The sequence below is a fragment of the Shewanella subflava genome (genome assembly GCF_025971955.1).
Classification (GTDB): Bacteria; Pseudomonadota; Gammaproteobacteria; order Enterobacterales; family Shewanellaceae; genus Shewanella; species Shewanella subflava.
In genome coordinates this window covers 20,381-34,520 of record NZ_JAPDMX010000028.1, presented here as the reverse complement: position 1 = coordinate 34,520, position 14,140 = coordinate 20,381, and the positions used below count along the sequence as shown (strand labels likewise).

At 41.6% G+C, this 14,140-nt stretch carries 13 protein-coding genes; 10 read left to right on the top strand and 3 right to left on the bottom strand.

The window, feature by feature from the left end; all coding sequences use genetic code 11:
• Nucleotides 1-163: 163 nt before the first annotated feature.
• On the bottom strand, nt 164-1,564 hold the full coding sequence (gene nrfA / locus OHT75_RS11845; RefSeq protein WP_406682026.1) for an ammonia-forming nitrite reductase cytochrome c552 subunit: 1,401 nt from the start codon (nt 1,562-1,564) through the stop codon (nt 164-166).
• Between the two features lie 287 nt (nt 1,565-1,851).
• Between nrfA and narQ the strand changes: the two genes are divergently transcribed.
• Both narQ and OHT75_RS11835 read left to right on the top strand, forming a co-directional pair.
• Nucleotides 1,852-3,564, top strand: a complete 1,713-nt coding sequence (gene narQ, locus OHT75_RS11840; RefSeq protein WP_264726890.1) for a nitrate/nitrite two-component system sensor histidine kinase NarQ — start codon at nt 1,852-1,854, stop codon at nt 3,562-3,564.
• Nucleotides 3,557-4,186: a response regulator gene (locus OHT75_RS11835; protein ID WP_264726888.1), complete on the top strand. Its 630-nt coding sequence runs from the start codon at nt 3,557-3,559 to the stop codon at nt 4,184-4,186. Before narQ ends, OHT75_RS11835 begins: the two co-directional genes overlap by 8 nt.
• Nucleotides 4,187-4,407: 221 nt before the next feature.
• On the opposite strand, the gene OHT75_RS11830 is transcribed toward OHT75_RS11835, so the two are convergent.
• Nucleotides 4,408-4,776 (bottom strand): YacL family protein, encoded by a 369-nt coding sequence (locus OHT75_RS11830; RefSeq protein ID WP_264726886.1) that lies wholly within the window; start codon nt 4,774-4,776, stop codon nt 4,408-4,410.
• A 177-nt stretch (nt 4,777-4,953) separates the two neighbouring features.
• Between OHT75_RS11830 and OHT75_RS11825 the strand changes: the two genes are divergently transcribed.
• Entirely contained in the window at nt 4,954-5,919 is a 966-nt protein-coding gene (locus OHT75_RS11825) for a zinc transporter ZntB (RefSeq protein ID WP_264726884.1), read from the top strand.
• Nucleotides 5,920-5,981: 62 nt separating this feature from the next.
• Here the strand turns inward: OHT75_RS11825 and fkpA are convergent, their stop codons facing one another.
• Nucleotides 5,982-6,734 (bottom strand): FKBP-type peptidyl-prolyl cis-trans isomerase, encoded by a 753-nt coding sequence (gene fkpA / locus OHT75_RS11820; protein ID WP_264726882.1) that lies wholly within the window; start codon nt 6,732-6,734, stop codon nt 5,982-5,984.
• Nucleotides 6,735-6,888: 154 nt separating this feature from the next.
• Here fkpA and OHT75_RS11815 point away from each other — a divergent pair, with 154 nt between their 5' ends.
• The 7 genes from OHT75_RS11815 to OHT75_RS11785 all read left to right on the top strand — a co-directional run bounded on the left by OHT75_RS11815 (nt 6,889) and on the right by OHT75_RS11785 (nt 14,139).
• Complete coding sequence (locus OHT75_RS11815; protein ID WP_264726880.1) at nt 6,889-7,842, top strand: WD40 repeat domain-containing protein; 954 nt, start codon at nt 6,889-6,891, stop codon at nt 7,840-7,842.
• Nucleotides 7,843-7,862: 20 nt separating this feature from the next.
• Nucleotides 7,863-8,075 carry a SlyX family protein gene (locus OHT75_RS11810; protein WP_188840786.1) on the top strand — a complete coding sequence of 71 codons (213 nt, stop codon included), beginning with the start codon at nt 7,863-7,865 and terminating at the stop codon, nt 8,073-8,075.
• Between the two features lie 32 nt (nt 8,076-8,107).
• A complete protein-coding gene (def, locus tag OHT75_RS11805; protein WP_406682017.1) occupies nt 8,108-8,626 on the top strand; it encodes a peptide deformylase in 519 nt (172 codons plus the stop codon).
• 49 nt (nt 8,627-8,675) lie between these two features.
• On the top strand, nt 8,676-10,067 hold the full coding sequence (locus OHT75_RS11800; RefSeq protein ID WP_264726878.1) for a COG3014 family protein: 1,392 nt from the start codon (nt 8,676-8,678) through the stop codon (nt 10,065-10,067).
• Between the two features lie 27 nt (nt 10,068-10,094).
• Nucleotides 10,095-10,688 carry a penicillin-binding protein activator LpoB gene (lpoB, locus tag OHT75_RS11795; protein WP_264726876.1) on the top strand — a complete coding sequence of 198 codons (594 nt, stop codon included), beginning with the start codon at nt 10,095-10,097 and terminating at the stop codon, nt 10,686-10,688.
• A gap of 158 nt (nt 10,689-10,846) precedes the next feature.
• On the top strand, nt 10,847-13,426 hold the full coding sequence (pepN, locus tag OHT75_RS11790; protein ID WP_264727729.1) for an aminopeptidase N: 2,580 nt from the start codon (nt 10,847-10,849) through the stop codon (nt 13,424-13,426).
• A 152-nt stretch (nt 13,427-13,578) separates the two neighbouring features.
• Nucleotides 13,579-14,139: a type II secretion system protein gene (locus tag OHT75_RS11785; RefSeq protein WP_264726874.1), complete on the top strand. Its 561-nt coding sequence runs from the start codon at nt 13,579-13,581 to the stop codon at nt 14,137-14,139.
• The last annotated feature ends 1 nt before the right edge of the window (nt 14,140 follow it).

Sequence of the window (14,140 nt, the reverse complement as noted above, 5' to 3'; positions counted from 1 at the left end):
TGATCTTGGTGCGCAATGTTAATGATGAAAAGACAATTTGAAGAGACACATATTGATGCGAAAGTCAGCAAATTTAACCCAAAAAAAAGCCCTCACTGAGGGCTTTTGATGCGAAGTATTAATTCAGATTCTTTTTTGATTAACCTGAATTACGCTTAACGTATTACTTGTAAGTTGCTTCGCGTTTTTTAGCTTCTTCTTGCCATTTAGGCACGACGTTCTTCTTGAATGCGTCTTTTTCTGCATTCATGGTTTTCATGTCCATACCTAATGCAGCTTGTGCTTTAGCTTTAGTCGATGTATCTGGGTAAGCAATAGGTTGCTTAACACCTTTAGCCGCTAATAATTGAGCAAGCTTGATACGGGCGTTAGCCGCCTTGTCTACAGCAGTACCTAAAATACGGAGCGCTTCATCAGCTGCGTGAGCTGCAACACCATGAGATGCTGTTGCATAATCCCAACGCCATTGTGAATGACGGATATCCATAAGGATAGGCTTCATTTCAGCTTCAGTTGCACCCGCATCCCAAGCTGCTTTCGCTTCAAAGTGAGCTTTAACAAGTTGAGTTTCAGCGCTCGTTTTAAGCTCAGTCACTTTCTTCTTACGTTCATTAGTTAAATCAACCATGAACTCTTTGCTTTGGTTATGACACGTCGCACAGGTTTCTTCGAAACGATCAAATGGGTTACCCACTTTATGGTCGGTGAATTTACCTTTACCGTTTGCTTTAGCCACTTTAGGCATATGACAATCAGTACAAGTTACGTTGTTTTTGCCATGTACGCCTAGCTTCCAAGTTTCATAACCTGGGTGCTGTGCTTTTAGCATTGGTGTTTTAGAGACTGCATGAGTCCAGTCAGAGAACTCCATGTTGTCATAGTAAACTTCCATCTGCTCAACCGTGGTACCCATATCCCATGGGAACTTCACAAAGCCAGGACGGTCTGCTGTTTTCTCGAAGTAGTATTCTACGTGACATTGGCCACACACCATTGACTGCTTGTCTTTACGAGAAGCTTTATCAAATGGAGTACCAATAGTTTCCATTGCGCGTGCCGCGAATGGACGAGATAAACGTAATTTTGCAGAGCCTTTTTCATGGCAATCAGCACAGCCTATGGTATTGGCAATCTCTGCTCCACCTTTAGCCCACTTGCCCGCAAAATAGCCGTTTTCACCCTGCTCTTCGATTACACGAGGTACGTCAGGGCTTTTACAGCTCCAACATGCCATTGGCATTGGGCCGTCTTCTGCATTTTTAGGTGCACCGGTACGTAATGTATTGGTTACGTCAGTTAGCGCGTACATATGACCACGAGGCGCATTATAATCTTTCGCGAAACCGTAACCCGCCCATAGCACAACTAGGCTAGGTACTTCTTCAAGCATATCAACAATTTCTTTGCTTTCTGCTGTGTCATGCCAAGATTCATATTGCGCTGCATATTTATCTTTGTATACTTCATTGCGAGGTTCAGTTTTATCGCTTGCCATTGCTCCAGCAACCATAAAGCTGGCCGCAATAACAGCACTTAGTGCAGTTGTTTTTACGTTCATCTTCATCACCTTTAACTCCGTGTTACTTTATATTTAATTAATAACCACGATATCTCCAAGGTCAAAATTAGCTAGTTTACAACCAATAAAAAATACCCCTTTAGAGGTATAGTAGTAGAAGTATGCGCCAGATCAATATGTGAACGTGTTGTATCTCACATTTTTTCAAATTTGTTAATGTAATAAAGTGACCGCTAATGTAGAACTCTCTGTTTGCAAGACTTACAGCCTGTTTTAAACAAAAATATATGACACACTAATAACGCAACAAACATCAAAAAAATGGATCAAAAATGTTAAAGCGCGGTAGCCTTACTTCTACAATTTTCGGACTAATGTTAGTCCTTATTTTTCTTTCTTCCAGTTTAGCCTTGTACGCAATTGTGAACTTATCATTCAGCTTAGGTGACTCGCGCGCCATCAATGCCTCGGGCTCACTGCGGATGCAAAGCTATCGCTTACTACTCCTGAGTAATTCGGGGAGCAATATTGTCACAGATAAAATTAAAGAATTTGAAAACACCCTAAACTCGAATGTTTTGCAAAATTCACTGAAGTGGTACACCCCAAAAACCTTGTCAGATCAATACCTATTGGTCATCGATAAATGGCAGGTAATGAAAGCTTATGCACAGGCTGGCAATACACAGCGATATAGCGATTCGTTACGAGATTTTGTCGATACCATTGATATTTTAGTGATGGAAATCGAGCTTTTTGCGGCGTATAAACTCAAACTTTTGGTATTAAGCCAAGTCATAGGTTTGACCTTAATGCTTATCGTTGCAGGTGTGGCGGTTATTTTTACACGCAGGCGAGTGGTAAAACCGCTACAACTTTTGATGGATAGCGCAATTACTATTTCACAGGGCAATTTCAAGGTTGATATGCCTAAAACAGATTATATCGAGTTGACCGCATTGAGTAATGCCTTGAAAAAAACAGCTTCTGAATTATCAAATTTGTATGAAGATCTTGAAAACCAAGTCGCCGAAAAAACCCTAGCACTCACTCGCGCCAATAATGAACTGAATTTTCTGCACGACAATCTCATCATGTTGCATTCAGACCGATTAGATTACAAAGCCCTCAAGTCAGCTTTAAACCAAATGCAAAATTATGAAAATTTGAACTTTTTAAGATTAGTCATTGAACATGAAGATCAATCCCAAGACATTATTGAAGCGAGTCACGGCTGGCCTGAAAACAGTCAAAACAGTGTTTGCTTCCCGTTACAGTTAGATAAAGTTCGTCAAGGATATTTAGAGGTAATCTCCTCAGAACAACTCAATAATCCATTATTTAAGAATTTCGCAGTAATGCTAGCGCGGTCGATTACCATCCATAATGCCACTGAACAAAGGCAACAATTGGCCTTAATGGAAGAACGCGCGGTCATAGCCAGAGAGCTGCATGATTCATTAGGGCAATTGCTGTCATTTTTAAAAATTCAGGTCAGTTTATTACGTAAGAAATTGCCCGATAATTGCCGCAATGAGGACGTCGAGAACCAAATTGTTGAAATTAACGACGGGGTCAGTTTTGCCTACGCTCAGCTGCGGGAATTATTATCAACATTCCGCTTAACCATTAAAGAGCCGAACTTGAATCACGCCTTAGAAGTCATGCTAGATCAATTACGCGCCCAAACTGACATCAAACTAAGCTTAAACTACAAATTATCCGCACATTTACTTGAAGCCAAACAACATATTCATATTTTACAATTAACCCGCGAAGCCACTTTAAATGCAATAAAACACGCAAATGCTAAACATATCGTGATAGATTGTCAGCTAACAACTTCCGGAATAATCAACATCGCAATTTCAGATGACGGTGTTGGGGTATCGCACTTAAAAGAACGAGATCAACATTTTGGGATCGGGATCATGCATGAGCGAGCCAGTAAATTAAATGGGCAATTGTCCTTTAGTGCCAACGCACAAGGCGGCACAACAGTTACCCTTAGTTTTCCACCACAGCAGGAGCCTTTAAATGGGTAAGCCATATTCAGTACTCGTTGTCGACGATCATCCTTTACTTCGTCGTGGTATTTGCCAACTTATTACATCTGATGGAGATTTCACTTTATTTGGGGAAGCTGGCACGGGTTTAGATGCCCTCACGGCATTAAGTGAGAACGAACCCGATATTATCTTATTAGATTTAAATATGAAGGGCATGTCAGGTTTGGATACGCTAAATGCTATGCGCCAAGAAGGCGTAACTGCAAGAATCGTTATTTTAACCGTATCTGATGCTAAACAAGATGTTATCCGTTTATTGCGCGCTGGGGCTGATGGCTACTTACTCAAAGATACTGAGCCGGAGTTATTGCTTGAGCAGCTTAAAAAAGCCATGTTAGGCCATCGCGTGATCAGCGAAGAAGTCGAAGCCTATATGTATGAATTAAAAAATGCGACTGATGACAATGAGTGGATTGAAAGTCTCACACCACGTGAACTGCAAATTCTGCAAGAACTTGCTGAAGGTAAAAGCAATCGACTGATTTCGGAAGATTTGCATATTAGCGAGGGCACTGTAAAAGTGCATGTTAAAAACTTACTGCGTAAAGCCAATGCAAAATCACGCACAGAAATGGCAGTTCGTTATTTAAATCAATAAGCTAAGCAAATTATTACAACTCAAGTGTCACCTGACTAGAGATAATCACGATGTGTGTAAGGACATCGTGATTTCGTTTCTGTGACACGTCATGTTGTGATAAGTACTTTGCGCATTTCAATGAATCGCATGATAAGCGCGATTTATCACGCAACAATGTTGTAAGTACTGTTGTAAGCACTGTTCTTAGCACTGATACAAATAATGTTAGCGTTGCTGCATTATTCTTGAATAAATACTAACCAACTTTTCAACGCTTTATCAAAATCTTCCAGCCCACAATATCCTTCTGATTCGGCATCATATAGCCCCATGCCCTCTTCAAAATCATGTTCTTCATCAAAATCTATCGCATTGACAAAAATGCGCACCTGCTCCGAATCGGCATCTATGGTCAAATCGGTGCCGATATCACGCCAATGATTAGCTGATCCAGATAACAATTGCGATAGGCTGGCGACGATTTGCTGAGTGCGGGAAACATCTGCGCCTAACTCTTCAGCAAACCAGCGGCCAAAAACCTCATGTTCCATTGTGAAATTGGCAAACACAGTGCCATCAAGACGATTACGTCGAAATTCGTATTCCATTTTTTACTCTTATTCAATTGATAAACGCGCTCAAGCCGCTTTATCCTATTTTAAACCATAAATACCAATTTGCCGCGAATGAAAACACGATAACTATTGGGGAATGACACTGAAATATCGTAAAGTAAGGCTATCCATAAGGATTAATTGATAAAATCCGCTAGTTAAGGAATCACCATGCATAATGGATTTATTTATTGCTTACTCATGACAGGTCCTAATGCAGGACAATCTTTATCAAAAGAGCAATTAGCCGATTGGAAGCCTGAAGATGGCTTACTTTGGGTACATTTGAAATATAAATCGACCGATTCTCGTCATTGGTTATCCACACAGGGGCTTGAAAAAGCTGAATTAGATACTCTGCTCGCCGCCGATACTCGCCCAAGGGTAGTGCATTCAAATAATGGCATGTTGTTAACCTTACGCGGCGTAAACCTTAACCCTAATTCTGATCCCGAAGATATGGTATCTATCCGTATTTATACCGAAGAGCATAGGATCATATCGACCTGCGAGCGACAACTGCATTCTGTGATTACGGTTGCCGAAAAAATCATGGCTGGAACTGGCCCTATTGATAGTGCAGGCTTTATTTTGTCGGTAACCGAACAACTCACCCTTCGCCAAGGGGATTTTATCCATAAAATAGAAGACGTGCTTGATGAACTCGAAGAGCGTGTGGTTACCACGGCAAATAAATCACTGAGAACCGACATCGCTGAACTGCGAAGACAAACAGTGGTCATTCGACGTTATCTTGCTCCGCAACGTGAAGCATTGGCCAAAATACTCCATGAAAATAGTTTACTGCTAGATGACCAAGACAAAATTCGCTTAAGAGAAATTCAGGAAAATCTTATCCGAGTCATTGAGGATCTCGATGTAGTCAGAGATAGAGCCGGGGTGACACAAGAAGAGCTATTATCAAAACAGTCTGAACAAGTGAACCAACGCTTATACTTTTTATCGCTTATTTCAGCAGTGTTTTTACCATTGGGCTTTTTGACCGGCTTATTAGGCGTCAATATTGGTGGTATTCCAGGTGCTGAAACCGATTGGGCATTTGCCGCTTTTTGCACAGGGTTACTGACATTAATAGGTTTACAGATGTATGTATTCTATCGTTTGAAGTGGATTTAATTGGTCTATTTTAAATTATAAAAAAGGGCGCCATCTGCGCCCATTTTATACAGCAATGCTAATTATTGAGCAGGAGCTTCAGCAGCAGCCGCTTTTTCAATAGACAATAATTCAACTTCAAATACTAAGGTTGAGTTTGCTGGAATAGTACCTGTATCACGATCGCCGTATGCTAATTCAGCAGGGATGACAAACTTATACTTAGCGCCAACATTCATTAACTGTACGCCTTCGGTCCAGCCTGGAATCACACGATTCAGTGGAAACTTAGCCGGTTCGCCACGGGCATAAGAGCTATCAAACTCTGTACCATCAATTAACGTACCACGGTAATGCACTTCTACAGTATCTTCTGCTGCAGGCTTATCGCCCTCGGCTGCGGTTAATACTTCATACTGTAAGCCAGATTCTGTAGTCACAACGCCTTCTTTTGCTTTGTTGTCACTTAAGAACTTTTGACCTTCTTCAACAACTTTAGCTGCTAATGTTTCAGCTTGCTCTAAGCGCTTGTCGTTTAACTTTTTGTCTAAACCTTCAAGTACGGTTTGCATTTCTTCTTCAGTGAGATCAGTTGTGTCACCTAAACCATCACTGAATCCTTGAATAATCAATGAACGGTCAACAGCAAATCCTAATTCTTCTTGTTCTTTGATATGACCAGACATGTATTTACCGATAGACGCACCAACACTGTAAGCTTCTTTTTGAGCTTCAGTTGTTAGCTCAACTTTTTTTGCTACAGCTTCTTCTTGGTTACATGCAGAAAGACCAACAACGGCCAATGCAACTAACGATAATTTATAAATTGATTTCATTAAAGCTTCCTCAGCATCCTTAAGTGATTACAATAAGCACAAGACTGTCCGATATCAGACAATTAGGCTAATGTTAGTAAGCCACTTTATACTAACTATTTCTGATATACCATTGGGTTGAGTCCTTATGGACAACTTTTTAAGGAGCAAGTTCATGTATCGTGTTTTACTGATGTTTTTTTGCTCAATTTTATTAGTTGCCTGCCACCCTAATGCAGATCAAACAGTGATATTAACCACTGATGCGACTTACAGCGCCACATTATCTGCAGATGGCCACTATGCACTGATTAGCACCGCCAATAATGGTGTGCAGCTATGGTCATTACCTGACAACAGGATCAAATACCACTGGATACATGGTGCAACCAATAACAGTAATGTATTTGATACCGCGATTTCTAATAATAATGCCTATGCTGCAACACTTTCGAGTGATTCACTGGCACTGTGGGAGCTGTCAACTGGCCAGTCTATGGGGTGGTGGACTTTGCCTTCCTATGCGCAAAGTGTTGCCGTGGCTAATAATGGTCATACATTAGTGGGCTTAGCCGATGGTTCGGTCATGTCACTTAAACCCAATAACCAAGGCTTAATTCAATTTTTAGGGCATCAAGAAAAAGTCAATAGTGTGGCGATTTCTGATGATGGACTAGTTGCGCTAAGCGGCGGTAATGATGGTCAAATTAGATTGTGGCAAACCCAAACCGGACAACCATTACAGCAATGGCAACTGAATTCACGCATCACCAAAGTGGCCCTAAGTGGCGATGGTAAACTGAGTTTTGCTGGCGACATTACCGGTAATGCGGCTATTTGGCACTCATCTACCAGTGAATCAATCAGTAAGCTAACTATATATCGTCGCCAAATGAACTTCTCTACCGCCCGATTTGTAAATCAAAATACCCAAATTCTCACAGGTACTCCCTCTAAAGAAGTGTTTTTATGGCAAGTGAGCTCTGGCGAGCGAATAAAAAGATGGCAAGTACAAGTGACTAAAAACAGCCAAAATAGAGGTGCTGTAGTATACTCGGTTACCCAGCCAACACCCGCAACTGTCAGCAGTGTGAGCAGCCAAGGTTTATTGGAAACGTGGCAATTATAAATGTTATTTACGAGGTTTTAATGGAACAGCTGTTAGCCAAAATTGATGACTTAGAAACAAAAATGTCATTTCAAGAAATTACCTTAGAAGAGTTAAACCAAGAAGTAATCAAACTTAACGATCTGGTTGCACGTCAGCAGCATCAAATCATGTTAATGGTGAGCAGATTGCAAGCCATCGAGCCCAGCAATATGGCCAGCCAAGCCGATGAAACGCCACCACCGCATTATTAAAATCAACCAATCTATCGGGGTGTGATCCGCAAATGAGCATGTCGAATTCAGCAGTATTACCTATTGCTACCGTAGGCGAAAAAATATTAGCACAACATGCACAAGCTGTTATTGAATTTGATCATTCCATTCAATTATTGGCCGAGAATATGTTGACCACTATGATTGCGGCGAATGGGGTCGGTATTGCGGCGCCACAGGTATTTAGCTCTGTAGCCATGTTTATCATGGCATCAAGACCTAATCCGCGTTACCCCGACGCTCCAAACATGAGTCCTGTTGTAGTGATCAATCCACACATTATTGAACGCTCAACACTGATGGAACTCGCTGAAGAGGGCTGTTTATCGATTCCTGGGCAACGAATAAAAATATGGCGACATGCGCAGATAAAGGTGCAATACCATGATCTAAATGGTAATTTAATCTCTAACACGCTCGTTGGGTTTATTGCGCGTATTTTTCAACATGAATTTGACCATATTCAAGGAATAACCTTACTTGAGCGCAGCAAGATGCCAGAACAACAACGACCTGATACGGTTAATTAATTTCGGTATTTATAGCCTGCCACAGGCAAGTGACCAAAGGTGATAATGAATGAAACTGCATACTGACTTGCTCCCTCGCTCAACCATTATCAGCATATTGATGTGTTTGACCTTATCAGGCTGCGCATTTAACAGTATCTTCATTAATTATCCATCACAAATCGCCCCCTACAAACAACAATTGAACAGCCCCACAGCCGCCATTAACCTAGACAGTATCGCCAAAGAAATCGCCTCAAATGACGGCCTACTTTACGCGCAAGAGTCTGGGCGAATAGCGCAAATAAATGGCCAGTTTGATAAAAGTAAAACCTACTACGAACAAGCCATTACAGCGTATAAAGCCTTTGACGATCAGGCTAAGATTAGCGTGTCAGATATGGGAGCAAAAGCCAGTAGCCTATTGCTTAATGATAATGCAATCCCCTATCGTGGCCCTGGCTATGAGCGGATCATGTTGCACCAATATCAGGCACTTAACTATTTATTTGCCGCAGATATGCAAGGTGCAATGGTTGAAGTCAGGCGCAGTAATGAATTACAAGCCAGTGAACAAGCCCGTTATCAAAAATCACAAAAATCAGTCCAGTCTATGGCCAATGGCACCATTGATGCTGAAGTTAATAGACTGGGAAAAGCTGCCGGTACGGTCACGAGTTCATTTTTAAATGCTTACAGTTATTACACTACAGGCTTACTTTATGAATTACTTGGCCAACCCAATGACGCTTTCATTGATTATCGAAAAGCCGCCCAAATATCGCCTGACAATACGTATTTACAACAAGATTTAGTCCGACTCGCAAAACAATTATCCATGCCGCAATATGATGAATTTAAACGTCGCTGGGGTGATGCGACGTTGGCCAATGCGGGACAAGGACAAGTCGTCATGTTAATTGAACGTGGTTTTGTACCTGAAAAACAAAGCCTCACGGTCCCGTTTACCATAGATGGCAACTGGCAAACCATTTCGTTGGCAACCTATCCGTCATCAGGGCAACAAATGACGCCAGCAACATTGCAAGGGCTGGGTACGGTATTAAAAGCACAGCCTATTGCCAATATAGATGCACTGGCCATAACAGCCTTAAAAGAAGATTTACCAGCGGCCTTGGTAAGACAAGCATTACGGGTTTATGCTAAAGCAGAGATGGCACAAAGTGTTCGAAGTGACAGTAAGCGCCGAAACGATCAAATTGATGCCGGCGCTATCGCGATGCAAATTTTTAACGTCGTCACCGAACAGGCTGATCGCAGAAGCTGGTTAACCTTACCTAAACAGGCACAAATTGCGAGACAATACGTTGACCAAGGGTTATATGACATTAGCTTAGGCAACGCACAAAACACCAAAATTGAAGTAAAAGCTGACAAAACCACCTTAATTTGGATTATAGACACTGGTAATCGTACCCGTTTTTATTCAATAATCCTGTAATTGCACTATTAACTAATGGAATTGATTATGAAACCAATGAAACTAATATTTGTTCTTGCTGCCGTGCTAGGTCTAGCAGCATGTCAATCAAAAGTAGAATACGGCGATGCCACTGAAGTTGAAACCGTGAATGAAAACTTTGGTTCAACTGATTTACAAGCCATTTCAGCTAAAATGGTAGACAGTATGTTGACCTTCCCACCCGTGGTTGCCATAACACAAAATAATCGCCCGATCATTTTTGTCGATAAAATTAAGAATAAAACCTCTGAACATATCGATACTGAATCGGTAACCGATTCCATCAGTAACAAACTATTACGTTCAGGTAAGTTCCGCTTTATTGATATGACCAAAGTCGATGCGGTGCGTAAGCAATTAGATTATCAAAATAATGCCGGTATGGTTGACCCAACCACCGCCATTAAATTTGGCCGCCAAATTGGCGCGCAGTACATGCTTTACGGCAATTTATCTAGCATCGTCAAGCAAGATGGCAGTACAAAAGATGTGTACTACAAAATGACCATGCGCTTAATGGATTTAGAAACCGGTTTAATTGAGTGGTCTGACGAAAAAGAAATTCGTAAAACCCGATCTAAGTCCTTTTTAGGCATGTAACACACCAAGCATTATTTTTAAGCCGGCATTCGTGTCGGCTTTTTATGTTTTAACGACTTTCATTACTGCAGTAAGGGAACACTTACGTGAAATCGCTACACTCTTCGATATTAACACTGGCCGCTACCGGCTTATTGGCTTCTACCCTATCAGGCTGTATGGGCACTTCATCTACCACAGCAAGCCAAAGAGATAACTCTCCTTATATTAGCCAATTTCAGGCAAGTGAACGCGCTAGAGTGATCAGCAATGTTGATTATCAACTGACTTTTTTTCTCAGTGAACAAAGTCAATTTCGAGCAAAATCAATCGTCAACTTTGACCTCACAGGCACAGCCAAAAACCTCACTTTAGATTTAAACAAAGCCAATATTTTATCCATGCAAGTTAACGGTACTAAAATTTACCCTAACTACAACGGCAGTTACATTACCTTAAGTCCCTCCTTGTTACAGTCAGGCCAAAACAGTATTGAGATTGAATTTACCCGTGAACACAGCACGAATGGTGAAGGGCTACATAGATTTGTCGATCCCCTTGATGGCAAAGTCTATCTTTATTCGCATTTTGAACCCGCTGCCGCCCAGCAAATGTTTGCGGTGTTCGACCAGCCAGATTTAAAAGCCACGTTTAATTTAACGGTTCATGCCCCTAAAGACTGGCATGTCATTAGCGCAATGCGCGAATCCACAATTACTCCAGATGGCAATAATAATATTTGGGCATTTCCTGCATCACCTAAATTAAGCCCATATAACTTCTCACTGCATGCGGGGCCCTACCATGTTTGGCAAGATAACAGTGGCCCATATCCAATGCGCCTGTTTGCTCGTCAATCCGTGACATCCCAAGTGACGCCAGAAGATTGGTTTAACTATACCAAACAAGGTCTTTATTTCTTTGACCGCTACTTTGGTATTCCTTACCCTTTTAAAAAATACGATCAGGTTTTAGTTCCTGACTTTTTATATGGTGCAATGGAAAATGCTGCGGCCATTACCTTTGCTGAAGATAGATTTCTGTTTAATGCCAAGATGACCGCCTCACAAAAAGAGCACTTAGCGGGCGTGATCATGCATGAAATGGCACACCAATGGTTTGGCGATTTAGTTACCATGAAATGGTGGAATGGCTTATGGCTAAATGAGAGCTTTGCCGCGTTTATGGGCACGCTTGCCACAGCCGAAGCCACTGAGTTCAGCCACGCATGGCGGACTTTTTATGCTTCAGGCAAACAGCGCGCCTACGAGTTAGACTCACTGGTTACGACCCACCCAATAGAGGTCCCGGTAGCGACCACCCAAAATGCATTTGATAACATAGATGCTATTACCTATCAAAAAGGTGCATCAACCTTAAAGCAATTACGTCACTTACTCGGTGAAGAAACATTCCGACAAGGTGTAAGGCAATATCTAACCCAATTTAGTTACCAAAATGCCGAACTAGACGACTTTATTAACAGCTTAGCCAAAGCCAGTAATGTAGACCTCAGCCAATGGACCCAGGAGTGGTTATACAAGGCTGGCGTGAACAGTATTCAAGCTGAATATATGTGTGCCAGTGGGGTAATCAGTGAATTTCAGCTGGTGCAACGTCCGGTCAGTGATGAGTTTCCGACATTGCGCCAACAAAAAGTGAAAATAGGCTTACTTTATCAGCGCCGCCATGGTTTGGATAATCACCAAACAGCAATAGTGACCTATAAAGGCGAGCGTACTGAAGTACCAGAATTAGTCGGAGAGGCTTGCCCAGATTTGGTGTACCCAAACTTAGATGATTGGGGATTTGTGAAGGTAAATCTTGATAAACGCTCAATGAACACCGCGAAGCAGTCACTGAGTAAAGTGAATGATCCATTACTGCGTTCAATGCTGTGGCAAAGTATGTGGGACAGCGTGGTTGAAGGTCAGGCGCCCTTAAACGACTTTATCAATGTGGCATTAATTAATGCGCCGCTTGAGCAAGATTACACCATTTTAGGTCAGGTTATTTCAAACCTTTATCGCGCAAAAACAATGCTTGATTTGATGCAGCCAGCTCACAAGCAATACAATGATAAAATCAGCCGAGCGTTAAGCCAAATGAGCCTGCGCATGGCAATGGAACATCATCAAAACAGCGATTTTCAACGTCGTTGGTTTGCCGCGTACATACACTTTTCATCACAATCGGCGTCCTTGTCTCATCTTGAACAATTATTGACAGGAAAAGCAAAAATAAAAGGCCTAAGCTTAGATCAAGATTTGCGTTGGGATATTATCCGACAACTTAACCGTTTTGATTATGGCAACGCCAGTAACCTATTGATGCAGGAAAAAGCCAAAGACAAATCAGACTCCGGTGAAAAAGCCGCATTGGCTGCTGAAGTTATTCGACCACAAACGCAATTAAAACGCCACTGGTTGAATACGATTGCGCATAACGAAGCAATGCCATTTTCAAAGTTAAGGGTTGCGATGTTTAATTTGTACCCTTCTGAACAAAACTTGCTTAGCGCTGCGACTGCCGAGCAACGTTTAGCAGAGATCATCGAGCTTGATAAAAAAGGCCCGGTATTCATGCGCAGCTATACTCAGGCATTGATCCCACAAGCGTGTTCAACAGATAATATTTCCATGATAGATCAGGTACTCAATCGCCAAACGGGATTGTCTAAATTAACCCGTCGCGCATTATTAGAAACCCGACAAAACGAGTATCGCTGCATCAATATCAAGCAACAGATAATCCGTTAACATCTCAATATCAATACAAGATGACCAGCAAGCGCTGGCCATCTTGTATTTATCTGATCTTGCCCTCATTTCAATCATGTAAAACTCAAGCTGACTAGAAAAACATTGGTATACAGTATACAATGTGGCGTCGTATTTTTTAGGTTGAAATTATGAACGCAAAAGGTTTTACACTCATCGAATTGGTTACCATTATCATCATTCTTGGCATTATGTCGGTATTAGCATTACCCAGATTTATTAATTTATCTCAAGATGCACATGATAGTGTGGCGCGATCAACCTTTGCTTCTTTTTCCAGTGCCGTTGATTTATACCACAATTGCTGGTCAGTCAATGGCGGACAAGGTTATGTAAAAAACTTAGCTTGTTTCGGCGAGGGAGATATTGATTCCACTGTAACCGGCTTCCCTTTGGGTAAAGATACCGAAGCAAATAGCAATGGGGGCAAACAACTCAATGGAAGCTATTGTGCTGATCTTTGGTATGGTTTACTGGATAATGATTTTACATTAGCGATGCATACAGACGCTTCATTTACTGCCGGCAATGACATTATTTATTGGTATGCAGGTGCTGAGGTAGCCAACCCAGGTACTTATTGTTATTACAATTATATCTCTGATAATACCGCAAAAGGTCAAGAGAACTGGCAATTACGTTATTTCCCTGGTACGGGTAAAACTGAGATACGTAAAGCAACATTAGGTTAAT